At 42.2% G+C, this 16,716-nt stretch carries 19 protein-coding genes; 12 read left to right on the forward strand and 7 right to left on the reverse strand.

Annotated elements, in window-relative coordinates:
• Positions 1-23 precede the first annotated feature (23 nt).
• The 4 genes from VF675_RS01755 (at position 24) to VF675_RS01770 (ending at position 3,407) form a co-directional block, all read left to right on the forward strand.
• Positions 24-2,012 (forward strand): ATP-dependent helicase, encoded by a 1,989-nt coding sequence (locus VF675_RS01755; RefSeq protein ID WP_440204656.1) that lies wholly within the window; start codon positions 24-26, stop codon positions 2,010-2,012.
• A gap of 79 nt (positions 2,013-2,091) precedes the next feature.
• On the forward strand, positions 2,092-2,346 hold the full coding sequence (locus VF675_RS01760) for an RNA recognition motif domain-containing protein (RefSeq protein ID WP_004976139.1): 255 nt from the start codon (positions 2,092-2,094) through the stop codon (positions 2,344-2,346).
• A gap of 175 nt (positions 2,347-2,521) precedes the next feature.
• A complete protein-coding gene (locus VF675_RS01765; RefSeq protein ID WP_440204657.1) occupies positions 2,522-3,025 on the forward strand; it encodes a DUF6586 family protein in 504 nt (167 codons plus the stop codon).
• A gap of 103 nt (positions 3,026-3,128) precedes the next feature.
• On the forward strand, positions 3,129-3,407 hold the full coding sequence (locus tag VF675_RS01770; RefSeq protein WP_131261040.1) for a hypothetical protein: 279 nt from the start codon (positions 3,129-3,131) through the stop codon (positions 3,405-3,407).
• Between the two features lie 190 nt (positions 3,408-3,597).
• Here the strand turns inward: VF675_RS01770 and VF675_RS01775 are convergent, their stop codons facing one another.
• From VF675_RS01775 to VF675_RS01790, 4 genes are all read right to left on the reverse strand, one after another.
• Positions 3,598-5,313: a cation:proton antiporter gene (locus VF675_RS01775; protein ID WP_154321057.1), complete on the reverse strand. Its 1,716-nt coding sequence runs from the start codon at positions 5,311-5,313 to the stop codon at positions 3,598-3,600.
• Between the two features lie 158 nt (positions 5,314-5,471).
• Positions 5,472-5,627: a 50S ribosomal protein L33 gene (rpmG, locus tag VF675_RS01780; protein ID WP_004976146.1), complete on the reverse strand. Its 156-nt coding sequence runs from the start codon at positions 5,625-5,627 to the stop codon at positions 5,472-5,474.
• 16 nt (positions 5,628-5,643) lie between these two features.
• Complete coding sequence (gene rpmB / locus VF675_RS01785) at positions 5,644-5,880, reverse strand: 50S ribosomal protein L28 (RefSeq protein ID WP_004976147.1); 237 nt, start codon at positions 5,878-5,880, stop codon at positions 5,644-5,646.
• Positions 5,881-6,043: 163 nt separating this feature from the next.
• Positions 6,044-7,492 (reverse strand): coniferyl aldehyde dehydrogenase, encoded by a 1,449-nt coding sequence (locus VF675_RS01790; RefSeq protein WP_004976148.1) that lies wholly within the window; start codon positions 7,490-7,492, stop codon positions 6,044-6,046.
• Between the two features lie 117 nt (positions 7,493-7,609).
• On the opposite strand from VF675_RS01790, the gene VF675_RS01795 reads away from it, so the two are divergent.
• The 6 genes from VF675_RS01795 (at position 7,610) to VF675_RS01820 (ending at position 12,475) form a co-directional block, all read left to right on the forward strand.
• Positions 7,610-8,311, forward strand: a complete 702-nt coding sequence (locus VF675_RS01795; protein ID WP_004976150.1) for a TetR/AcrR family transcriptional regulator — start codon at positions 7,610-7,612, stop codon at positions 8,309-8,311.
• Positions 8,312-8,402: 91 nt separating this feature from the next.
• Complete coding sequence (gene purU / locus VF675_RS01800; protein WP_004976151.1) at positions 8,403-9,269, forward strand: formyltetrahydrofolate deformylase; 867 nt, start codon at positions 8,403-8,405, stop codon at positions 9,267-9,269.
• A 261-nt stretch (positions 9,270-9,530) separates the two neighbouring features.
• Positions 9,531-10,322 (forward strand): energy transducer TonB family protein, encoded by a 792-nt coding sequence (locus VF675_RS01805; protein WP_104853035.1) that lies wholly within the window; start codon positions 9,531-9,533, stop codon positions 10,320-10,322.
• 20 nt (positions 10,323-10,342) lie between these two features.
• Entirely contained in the window at positions 10,343-10,966 is a 624-nt protein-coding gene (locus tag VF675_RS01810; protein WP_096901723.1) for a MotA/TolQ/ExbB proton channel family protein, read from the forward strand.
• Complete coding sequence (locus VF675_RS01815; protein ID WP_004976158.1) at positions 10,966-11,370, forward strand: ExbD/TolR family protein; 405 nt, start codon at positions 10,966-10,968, stop codon at positions 11,368-11,370. The genes VF675_RS01810 and VF675_RS01815 overlap by 1 nt, the downstream gene beginning before the upstream one ends.
• A gap of 166 nt (positions 11,371-11,536) precedes the next feature.
• On the forward strand, positions 11,537-12,475 hold the full coding sequence (locus VF675_RS01820; RefSeq protein ID WP_136144062.1) for a DMT family transporter: 939 nt from the start codon (positions 11,537-11,539) through the stop codon (positions 12,473-12,475).
• Positions 12,476-12,621: 146 nt separating this feature from the next.
• On the opposite strand, the gene VF675_RS01825 is transcribed toward VF675_RS01820, so the two are convergent.
• Positions 12,622-13,869: a YihY family inner membrane protein gene (locus tag VF675_RS01825; RefSeq protein WP_131261034.1), complete on the reverse strand. Its 1,248-nt coding sequence runs from the start codon at positions 13,867-13,869 to the stop codon at positions 12,622-12,624.
• A gap of 114 nt (positions 13,870-13,983) precedes the next feature.
• Here VF675_RS01825 and wrbA point away from each other — a divergent pair, with 114 nt between their 5' ends.
• Both wrbA and VF675_RS01835 read left to right on the forward strand, forming a co-directional pair.
• On the forward strand, positions 13,984-14,580 hold the full coding sequence (gene wrbA / locus VF675_RS01830; RefSeq protein WP_178318656.1) for an NAD(P)H:quinone oxidoreductase: 597 nt from the start codon (positions 13,984-13,986) through the stop codon (positions 14,578-14,580).
• 568 nt (positions 14,581-15,148) lie between these two features.
• Positions 15,149-15,340, forward strand: coding sequence for a hypothetical protein (locus tag VF675_RS01835; RefSeq protein WP_004976167.1), 192 nt, complete (start codon positions 15,149-15,151; stop codon positions 15,338-15,340).
• A 58-nt stretch (positions 15,341-15,398) separates the two neighbouring features.
• On the opposite strand, the gene VF675_RS01840 is transcribed toward VF675_RS01835, so the two are convergent.
• Complete coding sequence (locus VF675_RS01840) at positions 15,399-15,779, reverse strand: hypothetical protein (protein ID WP_371972010.1); 381 nt, start codon at positions 15,777-15,779, stop codon at positions 15,399-15,401.
• A 283-nt stretch (positions 15,780-16,062) separates the two neighbouring features.
• Positions 16,063-16,638, reverse strand: a complete 576-nt coding sequence (locus VF675_RS01845; RefSeq protein ID WP_004976172.1) for a xanthine phosphoribosyltransferase — start codon at positions 16,636-16,638, stop codon at positions 16,063-16,065.
• Positions 16,639-16,716: the final 78 nt, after the last annotated feature.

A 16,716-nucleotide genomic window follows, 5' to 3' on the forward strand; every position in this document is an offset into this window, starting at 1 on the left:
TCCACCCAGTACGATGAGTCACTATGAGTTTAGCCAGCCTAATTGATGAATTGAATCCCCAGCAAAAACAAGCAGCCACGACAGCATATCAACATAGTCTGGTCTTGGCTGGCGCAGGCTGTGGCAAAACCAAAACCATTGTGGCACGTGCAGCGTACTTGATTGATCAAGGTATTCCAGCCAATCAAATTCAAATTTTGACCTTTACCCGCCGTGCGGCGAGTGAAATTGTCGCACGGGTGGAGTTGGCACTGGGCGAGCAAGCCAAAGGCTTACGTGCTTCGACCTTTCATACTTTTTGTATGTACTTGTTACGACGTATTCCTAAAGCTTTTGGCTTGGAACAATTTTCTATTATTGATCGTGATGATCAGTTGATGATGTTTCGCCTCATTCGCGGAAAAGATGATAAGAAAAATCCAAGTCAGTTGCCTAAGCCTCAAGAATTATGTGATTTGTATTCTTTTGCGCGGAATACCCGTCAAAAACTGAGTGTGGCTTTAGAAAAGCAACAGCCTGAATATTTGGCATTAAAAGATCAAATTGCTGAAATTATGCAGGAATACGAAAGCCGTAAACGTGCACGTGGCTTTCTCGATTATGACGATATTTTGGCTGTGGTGTCATCGGCATTGGCGCAGTCGGAAGGTCTGGTCGATTATGTCGCGTCAATTTGTCAGCATCTTCTGGTCGATGAAATGCAGGACACCAATCCTTTGCAATGGGCTTTGCTTGAGCCTTTAAAAGATCGGGTCAGTTTGTTTTGTGTGGGCGATGATGCACAATCGATTTATGGTTTCCGTGGTGCAGATTTTGAAAATATTCATCATTTCACAGAGCGCGTACCCAATGCTCAAATTTTCAAATTAGAGCAAAATTACCGTTCTACGCAGGAAATTTTAGACCTGTCCAATTGGTTGTTAGATCAAAGTGAGATTCGCTATAACAAACGGTTGCAGGCGCATCGTGGTGATGGCATCAAACCCAAAATGCATATTTTCCCGAATGAATTTGATGAAGCCAAATGGATTGCGATTGATATTAAAGAGCGACATTTCTTGCAAGGCGCGCCGTGGTCAGATCACATGGTCTTGGTGCGTTCGAGTTTTGCAGCGCGACATATTGAAGCTGCCTGTATTGCGGCAAGTGTGCCGTATCGTTTTATTGGCGGCATGAAGCTCTTGGAAACTGCGCATGTAAAAGACTTGCTTAGTTTATTGCGCGTTATTGCCAATCCTTTAGATGATATTGCGTGGATGCGTTTTCTCACTTTATGGAATGGCGTGGGCGATGTCGGTGCGAGTAAGTTGGCACAGCAATTGTTGCTTGAACCGACAATGGATCAGGTGATTGAAAAGCTGGAAAAATTTGGACGCTTGCCAGAAAAAACTTTATTGATCATGAAGCAAATGGATGTCTTACGACATGAAGTTGCAGCTTGCGTCGGTTTAGGCATTGAAGCTATTCAGGAACAATTGGCAGATAACTATAAAAAAGACTGGAATCGTCGTCAGGGTGATTTTCAGTTGGTGCAACAACTGGCGGGTAAGCATGCGCAGTTAAGTGAGTTTTTAGAAGAATATGTGCTCGATCCTGTGTCTATTTCTGAAATTGAACGCCAGTCTGATACCGATGTGGTCACTTTAATCACCATTCACTCTGCCAAAGGGACTGAGCAAAAAGTCTGTTATGTGGCGAATGTGACTGCAGGTCAGTATCCACATGCACGGGCGCAGGGCAGTTTTGATGATATTGAAGAAGAACGTCGAGTATTGTACGTGGCTTTGACCCGTGCCCAAAATGAACTGATTTTAACCAAGCAAAATTTTAATTTATGGGCGCGTGATACGGTAGATGAACAAGGGCGCAAACTGGACAGTTATTTTTTGAGTGATCTGACACGGCAGTTGTGTGCGATGGAAACTCATCACCGTACCCGTCAGCAAACTGTGAAAAGTGCCTTGGTGGAACGCCAAGCGATTAATTTAGATTTTGGTATAGATCTCGATTAAACTATGCCACATGGTTTCCTGCAAAAAGTAGAGTAGGCGAGTGCTTTTTGATGTTTTTTGCCTATTTTAAGGTTGTAAGATGAAAATTTTAGTTCGTAGTTTAGAGCGTACTGTGACTGAAGAAGAATTGTTAAAACTTTTTCAGGAATATGGCACTGTAGAATCTTGTAATTTGGTGTTGGATGCTGCAACAGGAAAATCTAAAGGTTTTGCATTTGTAGAAATGCCACATGCACGTGAGGCAGTAAAAGCCATTAAAGCGCTGAATACTTTGCGTCTGCATGGTCATGGAATACGTGTCAAAGCAGCAGAAGATAAGCCTGCATCAAAATAGTTCAAAGGGAGCAAAAAATGCTCCTTTTTTATGCGTGATTTTTAGTAAAAATACGAGATTGGCACTGCATTGGTGCACGATTTTATCGCAGTAAAAATAGTGTATTTTTTATTGGGTGTTGCAGGAAAATCGGTTTAATCTAAGCTTCTTAGAACGCTAAATTGAGGAAAAGCTCATGTCCCGTGTTGCTCGTTTTCATGCAGATCGTACCAATCAGAAATTATATTTCGCACGCCTTTCGTGCCAACAGGCAGAACAAACCGAGCATGTTCAGCAAGCACAGGCGCATCGTGAAGCTGCGGTATTTCATTTGCATGGTGCAGTACTGGCTTTTTTGCAGGAATTGGTGCGGTATTATCGTTTAAATGACAGTAATCCAACCCTTAAATCAATTGAAGAATTGATGGCAGCCAAAGGGCAGATTTCCCCTGAAGTGGCAATTTTGCAGCAACTGAGCAAATCGGGTTTTATTGCAGAGTTAAAGCGCGCTTATCGTTTATGTCAGTACACGCCCGAGCCAAGTGCACCAGAACCTGAACAGGAAACGTCATCCAATTTAATTATTAAAGTCACGCAATCTCCGCAAGCATGGCTACCAGATACGAAAATTTTGCGCGAATGGCATCGTGACTTAACCCAATTGATTGATGGTTTTCGCAATGAGATGGTGGAGTTTTAAGCTGACCAATAGCCCTTGAAAAAAATCTGATCAGCCCGATATAAATATTCTGAACGATGCAAAGTGCAAGCGCCTTTGCCGCCATGTCGAGCATGGAGGATATATGTCTATAGAGCAATTGAAAGAATTATTTGGTAATCAGGAAGCAATTTTAGAGCTGGTTCAGCTTGAAGGTGGCGAGTTGGCATTGCGTAATGCAGGCTCAGAGAAAGAGCCATTGGTCAAAATCCAGTTCAATGACGAAGTCAAAGCCATATTGGGCGATCAGACGGCTGTTGTGGCACAGCACATGATTCAGGCGGCATTATTTGGCTTGTTGGAAAAGCAGGTCAATGAATGGCATGCCGAAATTGTGGATGAACAGCCGCAATTTATGAGTTAATCCCAAAAGGTCTTTCGGTGATGAGCTATCTTTAATGAATAGATTGTCTATCTGCTTTGGTTAAAATCATGGACATTATTAGATAGTTTTTCATCAACACAATGAAGGCCAATCTATACGTCAACAAAAAAGCGCAGCTTAAACGGTGCGCTTTTTGTGATTTTGGCTATGGGTTTTAGATGAATGATGCTCAATGCGTTGGTGGCTGATGATGGGCAATTTCAATTTGATTTAAAATATAATTGCTCATATTTTTCGCCATTTCTTCTTTGGCAAAATACACTTCACCAATGTTGTCTTTACGAATTACTTCCGCTTCGGCTTTGCTTTCTGCACACACCAAAACCTGAATTTCAGGGTTTAGGGTTTTGGCAATATCCACAATTTTATGAATATCTAAAATGTCCATAGGCGAGAGAACGAGTAGTCGTGCATGTTGAATATGTGCCTGAATCAGTACACCCGCTTCTGTGGCAATGCCGCTGACTGCAGCAATGCCTTTTTCGCGTAAGTCTTCGACAATTTCACGGTTTTCTTCCGCAATCACGACCTTAATATTTTCAGCCATTAAATTTTGAGTAATGCGGCGTCCGACTTCACCATGTCCAACAATCACCACCTGATCACGTAAATAATCTTGAGAAACTTCATCAGGCAGCATGGCTAAAGGGTCATTACTGCGTTCGAGCAAACGCGCCAAATAAGAGCGTTCCCGAATCCAGTTTTGCACAGGTTCAATCGCAGAAAAAACAAAGGAATTGAGGGTAATTGAAATGAGTGCGCCTGCTAAAATCAGGTTTTGTCCTTCTAGTGACAGCAGTTGTAAAGATACGCCTAGTGTTGCCAAAATAAAGGAAAACTCACCAATTTGTGCCAAGCTCGCGCCTACGGTCAAGGCTGTATTGAGTGGATAGCGGAAGAACAAGACCAATGCCATGGCTGCAATGGTTTTACCCACCATGATAATGCCGACGACCGCTAAAACGTGCAGTGGTTCTTCTATCAGAATACGCGGGTCAAACAGCATGCCCACAGCAACGAAAAATAGAATGGAGAAAATTTCACGTAAGGGTAAAGTTTCTTCTTCGGCGCGATGACTGAAATCAGATTCTTTGACCACCATCCCCGCAAAGAACGCCCCAAGTGCCATCGACACGCCAAAGATTTTATAAGCACCAAAGGCAATTGATACCGCAGCAGCGACCACAGTCAGGGTAAACAGTTCCCGCGAGCCTAAGCGAGCCACAATTTGCATAATGAAGGGCACAAGGCGTTTGCCAACAATCAGCATAAAGGCAATAAAGCCTGAAACTTTCAGTAAAGTCAGCCCGAGTGTTAGCCAAATATTTTCATCACTGGCATTGTCGATAGCTTGTCCACCCAGTAATACAGCTGTGGCAGGCAAAAGCACCAATGCTAAGACCATCACTAAGTCTTCAACTAACAACCAGCCTACGGCAATTTTACCGTTCACGGAGTCGAGCAGGCCACGATCACCCAATGCTTTTAAGAGCACAACGGTACTGGCACAAGACAGACTCAAGCCAAAAATTAAGGCAGAACCAAAACTCCAACCCCACATCATCGACACGCCTACACCGAGCAGGGTCGCCACGGCGATCTGCAATACTGCACCAGGCAAAGCAATGCGTCGTACCTGCATTAAATCATTTAGCGAGAAATGCATGCCAACACCGAACATGAGGAACATGACCCCAAGTTCTGCCAATTGGTTGGCAAGATGAATATCTGCCACAATGCCTGGTGTGTTGGGACTAATGATGACACCTGCAATCAGATAGCCCATAAGCGGTGGAAGGCGTAAGCGCGCAGCGATATAGCCAAATACCAGTGCCAAGCTAAAACCAACGGCAAGTAAGATGATGAGTTCTACATCATGAGGCACGAGAAACTCCTAAGCCATGGTGAAGGTGCGGTCAAAAGACTGAAATAAGACAAGCACAAATAGTGCCAAAAAAGAAAACGAGGAAATTTTAACAAGTGAGGCAAAAAAAGTGCAAAAAAAAACGACCTGAATAAGGTCGTTTTTTAAAAAAGCTAAAATTATTTGATTTTAGCTTCTTTGAAAACTACGTGTTGACGGATTTTTGGATCAAATTTTTTGATTTCCATTTTTTCCGGCATAGTACGTTTGTTTTTAGTAGTGGTATAGAAATAACCTGTACCAGCTGTAGAAACTAAGCGAATCTTATCACGCATTGTCCTGACTCCTTACTTAGATCTTTTGACCTTGAGCACGAAGGTCAGCAACAACCTTTTCAATGCCCAATTTGTCGATAATACGCATACCTTTAGTGGTTAAACGAAGACGTACGAAACGTTTTTCGCTTTCTAACCAGAAACGGTGGTTGTGCAGGTTCGGCTCGAACCGGCGCTTAGTTTTGTTGTTGGCGTGTGAGACGTTGTTACCAACGACTGGACGCTTGCCGGTAACTTGGCAAACCTTAGACATGGTGTAACTCCATTGATTTAGCCAACAGCAAATCTGTATGGCCAGTCAAAAATAAACGGATGAATTCATTCAAGGGGCGTTTTATATCAAAAATACGCTTAAAAGACAAGCGATTTTCTTCAAAAACAGCATGAGCGTGTTTGATAGCTCATGCCTTGATCAGTTAACGAAGAAGCGTCTTCGAAATCAATCGATGAATCGGCTTATCAAATGGGGGGAGAATGAACTTCAAGCTGTAAAGCTTCGGATTAGACATTACCGACCGTTCATGTGACAAGCTGAAAAAACCTTCTGGACCGTGATATTTCCCCATGCCCGATGCACCAACACCACCAAATGGTAAGTCATCTTGTGCAACGTGGGTCAATACAGTATTGAGTCCGAAATGCCCTGAATGGGTTCGCTGTGCGACATAGTCGGCACGCGCCTGATCAAAGTCGAAATAGTATAAAGCAAGAGGACGCGGTCGGCTATTAATAAACTCGATTACATCATCAATTTGTTCATATTCTAAGATTGGCAGGACTGGACCAAAGATCTCATTTTGCATAATTTGCATGTCTGGACTGACATTGGTCAGTACCGTTGGTGCCATTTTACGGGTTGCAGCCACATTTTCACTTTGCGGATTAATTTCAATAATATTTGCACCTCGCTCACGTGCATCTTCTAAATAGCCCTGTAAGCGACGATATTGTTTGTCATTAATAATAGAAGTGTAGTCTTGGTTATCACGAATATGCGGATACATTTCGGTCACAAATTGCTCGAAATGCTCCATAAATTCGGCAGTTTTGCCTTTAGGCAAGAACATATAGTCGGGTGCAACACAGGTTTGTCCAGCATTCCAGAGTTTACCTACCGCAATACGCTGCGCTACATCGACCATATCGCTAGATGGATGCACCAAAACAGGGGATTTTCCACCTAGTTCTAAAATGACAGGCACAAGGTTTTGTGACGCGGCAGCCATTACAGTTTTGCCGACTTCGGTAGAGCCTGTGAAAATAATTTTGTCAAAAGGCAAATGACAGAACGCATCGGAAATAATACCGCCGCCATTAATTACTGCCACCAATTCCTGTGGAAATGCTTCGCTCATGGCGTTTTCCAGTACTTTACCAAAATGCGCAGAAGCACTGGAAATTTTGATCATGGCATGGTTGCCTGCAGCCAAAGCACAGATCAGTGGGCCTAAAGACAACAGCAGCGGATAGTTCCAAGGTGCAATAATGCCAATTACCCCTAAAGGTTGATACTGTACCCATGCTTTTGCAGGTTGGTGGATAATACCAACCTGACGTTTAGATGGCTTCATCCAGTCGGTCAGGTTTTTGCTGTAATATTTGATATGTTCCAAGCAGGTAAGTAATTCACCAATTTTGGTTTCTGCAATGGCGCGGTTGCCATAGTCACGGTTAATGGCTTCGGCAAATTGATCCTGATATTTCACAATCACACGTTTTAAGCGGGCTAAGCGTTCAATGCGTTCTTTGGCACTTGGGACAGGATGACGCTGATAGGCATATTTCTGCAATGCCAAAATATCATCCAGACGTTGTAAATCGGGTGAATGTGGGGTCATTGAAGTTGTTTTTGTTTGACTGTTCATGGCATGTTACCATTCAATAAAAGCAATATAAGTTAATTTTTAGAGTATTTACTCTAATCAGTCAAGTGACTTTATGTTTTCATGCCCCCCAAATTTTAAAGAATGGTTGTTTTTAGGATGTCTCAAACCAAAACGTTGAAAACCAAAGAACGTATTTTGCAATTGAGTTTGCAATTGTTTAACGAGCGTGGTGAGCGTTCGGTAACAACCAATCATATTGCGGCAGAACTGGGCATGAGCCCAGGAAACTTGTATTACCACTTCCGCAATAAGAACGAAATTATTAAAGAGCTGATGGAACAATATCAGCAAGAAACTTTAGAAATGCTGGCTTTGCCTGAAAATCGTGGCTTAGATGCCAATGACAAAATTCGTTATTTTCAGGTTCTCAGTAGTCAGCTGTGGGCTTATCGTTTTTTGCATCGTGATGTCTATCATTTGGTCGAAACCAATGAAGATTTCCGCAAAATGTATCCACGTTTTGCAGGACAGGTCATGCAGCAGGGACAAAAAATTTATCAGGCCTTTGTGGATGCGGGTCTGATGCAAATGACTGAGTCAGAAATTGAAGCCTTGATTATCAATATTTGGATTGTGCTGACCAACTGGACGAACTTCTTATATATGTCGGGTCACATTACCGATTCAAACCATTTGGAAGAAAAATGGATTTGGCAGGCTTTACGTCAAATGCTGTTCCTTGAAGGGGCATATTTACGGGGTGAAAGTCGTGCAACCTATGAGCGTTTACTAGAAACACTAGGCACATCTGAATTGTTTGAGAGTTTATCATCCAGTAAAAATACTCAAGCCGACTAAGAGACTGAGAATGGCTATTTAGAATGTCTGAGAAACGCGCTAGAATACTCGGCTTGTTTTTCAATTTAACCAAGTAGTGACTAAAAACAACATGAATATGACGACTGCGAATACTGCACGTTTACTGATTACCTGTGAAGATAAGCCAGGTATTGTGCAGGCTGTATCGAGCTTTTTGTATCATCAAGGAGCCAACATTACCGCGCTTGATCAATACGCAACAGAAGCTCAGGGCGGGCGTTATTTCATGCGGGTTGAGTTTGAACTGGATCACTTGCAAAGCCGTAAAGAAAGCTTATTGCAAACCTTTGCTTCTAACGTGGCAGAGCGTTATGAAATGCAATGGCGTTTGGCTTTGGTCAGCGATGTGAAAAAAGTCGGCATTTTGGTGTCTAAAGTTGATCATGCTTTGCTCGAACTATTATGGCGTCATTCACGTGGTGGTTTACCATGTGAAATTACCAAAGTGGTGTCGAACCATGACACCTTGCGTGAAGCGGTAGAAAACTTTGGTATTCCGTTTGAAGTAGTGCCTGTTAATAAAGAAAATAAACGTGAAGCTTACGCTAAAATTGATGAATTGATGCAAGGCAATGATTTGTTGGTATTGGCGCGTTATATGCAAATTTTGGATGAAGAGTTTGTCTCTAAGTGGGAAATGAAAGTGATCAATATTCACCATTCATTCCTGCCTGCTTTCGTGGGCGCAAATCCATATAAACAAGCTTATGAAAAAGGCGTAAAACTGATTGGTGCAACTGCACACTATGTAACAGCAGACCTAGATCAAGGTCCGATCATTGAGCAAGATGTAGAGCGTGTAAACCACGACTTTACGGTAGATCAACTGCGTGAATTGGGTCAGGATGTGGAACGTAATGTACTGGCACGTGCAGTTAAATGGCATTTGGAAGACCGTATTATTGTAGATGGCAACAAAACTGTTGTATTTCAATAGGGTAAAAGCTATCTAAAAATCGAATTAAAACATGCCGACATGGCATGTTTTTTTATGCTAAAATTGTAATGTTATAACATTTATTTAAACTGTTTTTAAAATAGCAAATTTATTGGATGATTCACGTTTGTTATTAAAAAATAGTTGCAAATGAAAACACTTCTCATTTATTATTGCGTTACTTTAATTGTGCTAACCGATCAGTTTGATCGTTCGGAATTGTGATGGTTTGGCAATTGCTTTTGAAGGTCGCTGACTTTAATGAACCAATCTCCCAACGCTATGCTACAAATGCCCAATGCCATGAAAAAGAAAGTTGTGACGGCTTTAGCTGTTGTTGCATTAGGTCATGTCGGTGTGTTGTGGGCATTGGGGCAAATGCAAACTCCGACCTTAAAGCCCATAGAAAAAGAACCTTTAAAAGTACGCTTTGTAAAAATTCAAGAACAGCCTAAACCGTTGCCACCGCAACCTAAGGCTGAACCACAGCCTGAAAAACCCAAGCCTCAGCCTGTAAAAGAAGTGCCTGTGGTAGAAAAACCGTTGCCACCGCCACCGAAAAAAGTAGAAAAAGTACAGCAAGTTAAAAAAGCAGAAGCCCCTAAACCCGTGGCGAAGCCCGTAGAAAAACCAGTCGAACGTGTGGTGCAACCTGCACCTGTAGCAACGGTGACTGAAACTAAAGTGGTACAGCCTGCACCGAAACCGACAGTTGCACCTGTTGCGCCAGCACCTGCTCCTGTCGCACCTTCTGCTCCAAAAACAGTGTCGATTGGCGGCTCAGGCGTGCAATGGAGTCGTTCTCCAAAACCTTCTTATACCAATCGTGATTTACAGGGAGAAACCCGTAACGTGGTGGTTCGGATTGAAGCCAATGAAAAAGGCGTGATCACCGATGCTCAAATTACGCGTTCTAGTGGTGTACCTGCTTTAGATCAAAAGATTTTACGCGCAGTGCGTAGTGCAAAATTCAAACCGTACAAAGAAAATGGCGTGGCTTATCCAATTCGTGCTGAGCAGCCTTTTGAATTGACATTGAACCCTAACGGCTAACCTTCAACAGGAGTTCGAGTATGAACTTTTCCGTCTATTGGCAACACGCAGATGCAGTCAGCAAAACGCTGTATTTCGTGTTATTGGCGATGTCGATTGCGACATGGACCATCTTCGCATTACGTTTGATAGGCACGCGCCAATTGAAGCAACAAGCTTATGCTCAACTGTCACAGGCTTTAAATCAGCTTAAAGCAAAACTGGTGCCCTTAAATTTTGAGCAGCGTAAAGCGGTTGCTGAGCAAGCCTTATTGCGTCAAATTTCGGTAGAAAAAGCATCGGCAGAAAAAGGCGTATCGGTACTGGGTACAATTGCGTCATTAGCACCGTTTGTGGGTTTGTTTGGTACAGTTTGGGGTATTTTCCATGCACTCGTTGCGGTTGGAAAAAGCGGTCAGGCGGGATTGGCTCAAGTGGCAACGCCTGTTGGTGAAGCGTTGATTATGACGGGCTTCGGTTTGGCGGTGGCGATTCCTGCCGTGATTGCTTACAACATTTGTTCGCGTGTGAACCGTACCTTATCTACAAATTTGCAAGATCATGCACATAGTTTGTTGATTGACACCATGTTGCAACAAGATTCTTCTGTTCAAAGAACTGAAGTGAATGCAACACAACAAAGTTTAGTGGGAGGTCAGGTTTAATGGCTTTTCAATTGGGTGAAGACAACGATTCAGGCATGAATGAGATGAACCTTATTCCCCTGATCGACATTATGTTGGTATTGATGATCATCTTTTTGGTGACAGCGACCGTTGCCAACCCATCTATACCATTAACCTTACCGCAAACCAGCGCAGAAATTGTTGATTTACCGCCTGAGCAAATTCAGGTCAGTATCAATGCCAATGGTGAAGTGGCGTGGGATGATCAAATCATTAGTTTAGATGAGTTGCAAACCCGCTTTAATGATGCTAGTCAGCAAGCTCAACAGCCAACCGTGGTGTTAAGAGCAGATAAAGATGCGCGTTATGATACTGTGGCGCAAGTGATGTCACGTGCGAGTGAAGCCGGACTCAGTGATATTGCTTTCGCAACAGATGATTAAGTTAATCCTTAAAAATTAGCGATCTATTTAGGTCGCTTTTTTTATGCAAAGTCGCGCATAATGCCAAAACTCCTCAAGTACTCAATGATGTTGAATATCCAAAAGATTTAGGTTGAGTCCGCTGCTTACTTTAAAGTCTATTTTTTATCTCAGATCAGGTTCAGCCATGAGTTCACGCCAAGCACTTGATGCAAAAGCCAGCAGTATGATGCTAATTTTGTGTGTTTTTTGGGGTCTGCAACAAGTGGTGCTAAAAGTTGCTGCGGCAGATATTTCACCCTTGATGCAATTGGCACTGCGTTCAGGCTTGTCTGCTGTGATGGTGTTGCCTTTGTTATTGCTTGCAAGAAATACACAATGGGCTTCGACTGAATATCTGCCTGCAGGCATATTGGTGGGTATTTTATTTGCCGCAGAATTTTTTATGTTAGGGCAGGCGATTCAATATACTTCTGCGTCGCATGTGGTGGTTTTACTATATACCGCGCCTATTTTTGTGGCTTTAGCGTTGCATTGGAAACTACCTGCAGAGCGTTTATCTCGCTTGCAATGGGGCGGGATTCTGTTGTCTTTTGCTGGCATAGCGGTGACTTTTTTATGGCGTGATACTGTGCAACAAGAGAGCCACCAAAACTTCAGCCAGATGCTTTTTGGCGATTTACTTGCGCTGAGTGCAGGCATACTTTGGGCAGCCACAACTGTTGCGGTACGTCTAAGTCGTTTATCGGAAGCCCCTGCAACACAAACTTTGTTTTACCAATTGATGGGTGGTTTTTTGATTTTACTGCCGATGGCATGGTGGATGGGACAGGCTGAAATTCATTGGACAGCCTTAGCCATAGGCAGTTTGATTTTTCATGCGGTATTGATTTCGTTTATTAGCTATCTCGCTTGGTTTTGGTTGCTGAAACAATATTTAGCATCCAGTTTAGGCGTGTTTTCATTTTTAACGCCATTATTTGGCGTATTGTTTGGTGTATGGTTGTTGAATGAAAGCTTGAGCCAAAGTTTTATGATTGGGGCTGTTTTGGTCATGCTGGGGGTGTTGATGGTGAATGCTCAATGTTGGTTTAAACATAAAACCCAAGTACTAAAAAGAAAATAAGTATTTGCAGCTTTTCCATGAACTTGAGCAAGACTCAACATCAGCAATGTTGTCATGTAAAAATCATCTTCAAATAACCTAGTAGCTCAATACGGGTTTAAATTTGAAGATGGGTGATATTTAAAATCTAGCGAGCGCGTACAAGATTATTTTTCTTCAAAAATCTTAGAGAGCGGAATCGACAATTTGGCAGCCAAATAGTCATCGGTTTCACTGAGTACGGGGCCAAGTTTTTGCATCCATTCATCATCAGGATAGACATTGGCCAAGTCCTGACGACGTGGCAATGAATACGGTAGCTGTGAATAAAAACTCCAAAAATCTACCTGAGATAAATTGCGCACCAAAACAAATTCATCATTTTCAGTACGTTTAATTAAATTTTGTTGTTCTAGCATCAGCACATAAGACGGCCAGCGCCCAATTTCATTACGTCCCAATACATCTAAGGCTTCAGCTTCAGTGACACTTTCTCCGCGCATTTGTTTTTTGTAAAACAATTCCAGTAAGTCCAATAGCATGAGCAGCGGATGGCATTTTTTTTCGCGACTGGCTTCAAAAGCGGTCAAGGCATAACTAATTTCAACACCTAACAGCACAATATTCCAAGACAGGAAAATCCACAGTAAGAAAATAGGTACGGCAGCAAAAGCACCATAAATAATTTCATAACTGGTGAAGTTGGACATAATAAAACCAAACAGGTTTTTCAAAAATTCAAATACAACAGCACTGAAAACCCCCGCAATTAATGCGGCTTTAATAGGTACACTGCGGTTGGGAATGGTCCAATTCAGAATAAAAAAACCTAAAATGGTTAGGGCAAATGAAATCAGCCATAAAATAAATGCGCCATTGAGTTCATAACCTGCAAAGTTATTACTCAGCACATTCATAGATGCCAAAGTTGAGGAAATGACAAAAGCACTGCCCAGTAAAATAGGGCCTAATGAGATAATGGTCCAGTAACGCATAAAACCCATAATGCCGCCACGGGTTTCCTTAACCCGCCAAATTCGGTTAAACACAGTTTCAATACTGGTCAGCATCATCACCGTGGTCACGAATAAAAACAAAATCCCGATGACGGTTAAGTTGCTAGATTTGTCGGTAAAGGCATTTAAGGCTTTATCAAAGGCGATGGTGGTTTTAGGTAAAAAGTTGCTGTAAATCAGTTGTTGTAATTGTTGCCGTGCAGGTTCGAGTGCCTTAATGGATGAGATGATCACCAAAAATACGGTGAGCATAGGTACAACGGCAAACAGGGTAGTGTAGGTTAAAGAGCCTGCTTGTTCACGGCAGCGATCTGCTTCAAAGCGACGCAGCACAAATAAGACAAATTGAAACCATTGTTTGTCATAAAAAGGCAGTTTCTTTAAATACTCAACGATCATACAGTGGCTGTCTCAACTTTTTTAATCATCTTTATCTGTTTTCATGGTTAAGCTTAACCAAAAAAGCAGCAAAATACCGTATAGTTTTCATTTTTAGTCTGATTTCTTAGCATGATGCAAGCATATATTCTGGTTTTGTACTTTAGTAAATATGGTTCTACCAAAGAAATGGCACATTTAATTGCCAACGGGGTGGAGGCTAGTGGCATGCCCGTTAAAATTAGAACTGTGCCAAATATCTCGACCGTGGTGCAACAAGCAGAGCCAAGTATTCCTGCCGAAGGTGATATTTATTGTACTTTGGATGACTTGGCCAATTGTGCAGGTTTGGCTTTAGGTTCACCTACACGTTTTGGCAATATGGCATCTGAAATGAAATATTTCTGGGATCAAACCACTAGTCTGTGGCTGAATGGCGCATTGCACAATAAACCTGCCTGCGTTTTTACCTCATCGGGTTCGATGCATGGTGGACAGGAAAGTACCTTATTGACCATGTTGCCGCCATTGTTTCACCACGGAATGATGATTATGGGATTGCATAATGCGCATCCTGCTTTATCAAATACCAAAACGGGCGGTACGCCGTATGGTGCAACGCATGTGAGCGGCCCGCGCCACGATCAGGCTTTGAGTCAGGATGAAAAAATCCTTTGTGAAGTGCAAGGACAACGCCTAGGTGAAATGGTAAAAAAATTACAGGGCATGTGAGATTCTTTCTTTAATTAAGATGAAGCGTAAAATGTGGATATCGTTTTACGCTTTTATCTTTTGTACTTGAATTCGATTGGCTTATGTAGCATTGAGCGTGCTAAAAAATAAGTTCACTTTTCACCTAAAATCACCATTTGCAGTGATATTCAGTTTTTCTCTTTTCACGTCTAATAACCGCTTTAAAAGCAGAGTTTTCTGTCACGGTTCACGCAGCATTTTTTTGCAGGCTAGGGTCTGTTGACATTTCATAAATGGCTTGCGCTGTAGGCTAAAACTGAGCAGATCAGGCATGAAACGCAAGGAATAGCGAGATTATTGCTAAGTTTCATAACGCAATCTGAGAAAGTTTTAGCCACAGCCTTTCGGGGCGAGCATATTTTTTGCTGCTATTGCGTTATGTGCCAGTCATTTAGAATGACTAAATTTCCTGTCCCATGCCTTATATCAGCTAAAAAACCTTGCGAGATATATCTCTCATGCCGCAAACATAGACGAATTGTCAACAGACCCTAATGTATTGAGCACAACGGACTGCTGTAAAAATGAGAGATTGAGGAAAGTGAAAATGAATAAGTGGATGCTGATTGGGTTAGGTCTAATGAGTTTAGGGTGTTCATGGTCGAGTGTTGCAGCGACTGAAATTGTGCATAGTCTGAGTTTTCCAGAAGAACAACGTATTGAAAAACAACCTGCGGAAGCACAGTATTTAGCGGCACAAAAAACTGTGATGACTTCTGCAAGCAGCACTGCAAAATAAAAAGATGCAATCAAAAAGTGCTGCAATGTGCAGCACTTTTTTTGAAATTGATTTAGGGTTACTTAGAGTTGCTTGGCTGTTTCAACTTTTCTTTAAAGCGGTGTTTACATTTGAGGCATTGAAAATCTAGAAAAATATTCTGATCAACAATTACACCTGCTTTTTTACCAAAGCGATGCCCAAGAAAACCACCTGTGATTCCCACGCTAATTGCCCCGACAAATGTTCCAATGGTGCCGCCCATAATCACGCCCAATGGCCCTGCGGCTGTACCAATTGCCGCACCAATAGAAGCTCCCGAAGCTGCGCCGCCCACAGTACCTGCTGCTGTACCTGCAGAGCCTAATAACACGCCACCAATTTTTTGTAAGTTTTGTTCATGGTTGCGTTTTTCAACTTGAGTTGAACCACATTTTGGACAGACGATACTGTGTTCCATCAACGGATTGTCTTGTGTCATGACTTTAAAATGCCTTGTACTCATGTCGCATGCATCAATGCACGTAGACGACCTAAAGAGTGCTGTGTAGAGCTGCAATCTGAAAAGAGCAGACTGCTTAAACACTGTTATTTCAAGTGCAGCATGGCGTAGCACCACAGTTTTGTAAATAAAATATATGTAAATGAGTTGTTTAAGTTTGAAAAAAAGCATAAAAAAGAGCGCCTAAGCACTCTTTGATCATAAGGTCTAAATGATGAAACAACATCAGTTTTAATCGACCTTAATCGCGTACAAATTCAACAGTACCGTTTGCCAAAGACTTTACCCGTGCCAATGATTCAACACGATAGCCTTTTTCAAGCAATAATTCACGACCCGGTTGGAATGATTTTTCAATCACAATCCCAATACCCACGACTTCTGCATTCGCTTGATGGATTAAATCTGCCAAACCAAGTGCAGCTTGACCATTTGCCAAAAAGTCATCAATCACCAAGACTTTGTCGCTCGCGCTGATATGTTTGTTTGAAATGGCAATCGTGCTTTCAGTTTGCTTGGTAAATGAAAATACTTTAGAGCGGTATAAATCATCTTTTAAGGTTAAAGATTGATATTTACGTGCAAAAATTACAGGTACGCCAAGCTCTAAACCTGCCATCACAGCTGGTGCAATGCCAGAAGCTTCGATGGTAATAATTTTGGTGATGCCTGCATCTTTAAACAAACGCGCAAATTCTTGACCAATTTGCTGCATCATCACAGGGTCAATTTGATGGTTTAAGAAAGAGTCGACTTTTAGAACCGCTTCAGATAGAACGATACCTTCGGCTAAAATTTTCTGTTCTAGTGCATGCACGGGAGAATCCTCAAGAGCAGGTGCTTTTCAAAGCAAAAGCGTATTTTAAAAAGCACCTGAAAAAATGCAAGAACAATT

This window comes from Acinetobacter sp. Lyrl_1, assembly GCF_051948795.1.
Taxonomy (GTDB): Bacteria; Pseudomonadota; Gammaproteobacteria; order Pseudomonadales; family Moraxellaceae; genus Acinetobacter; species Acinetobacter towneri.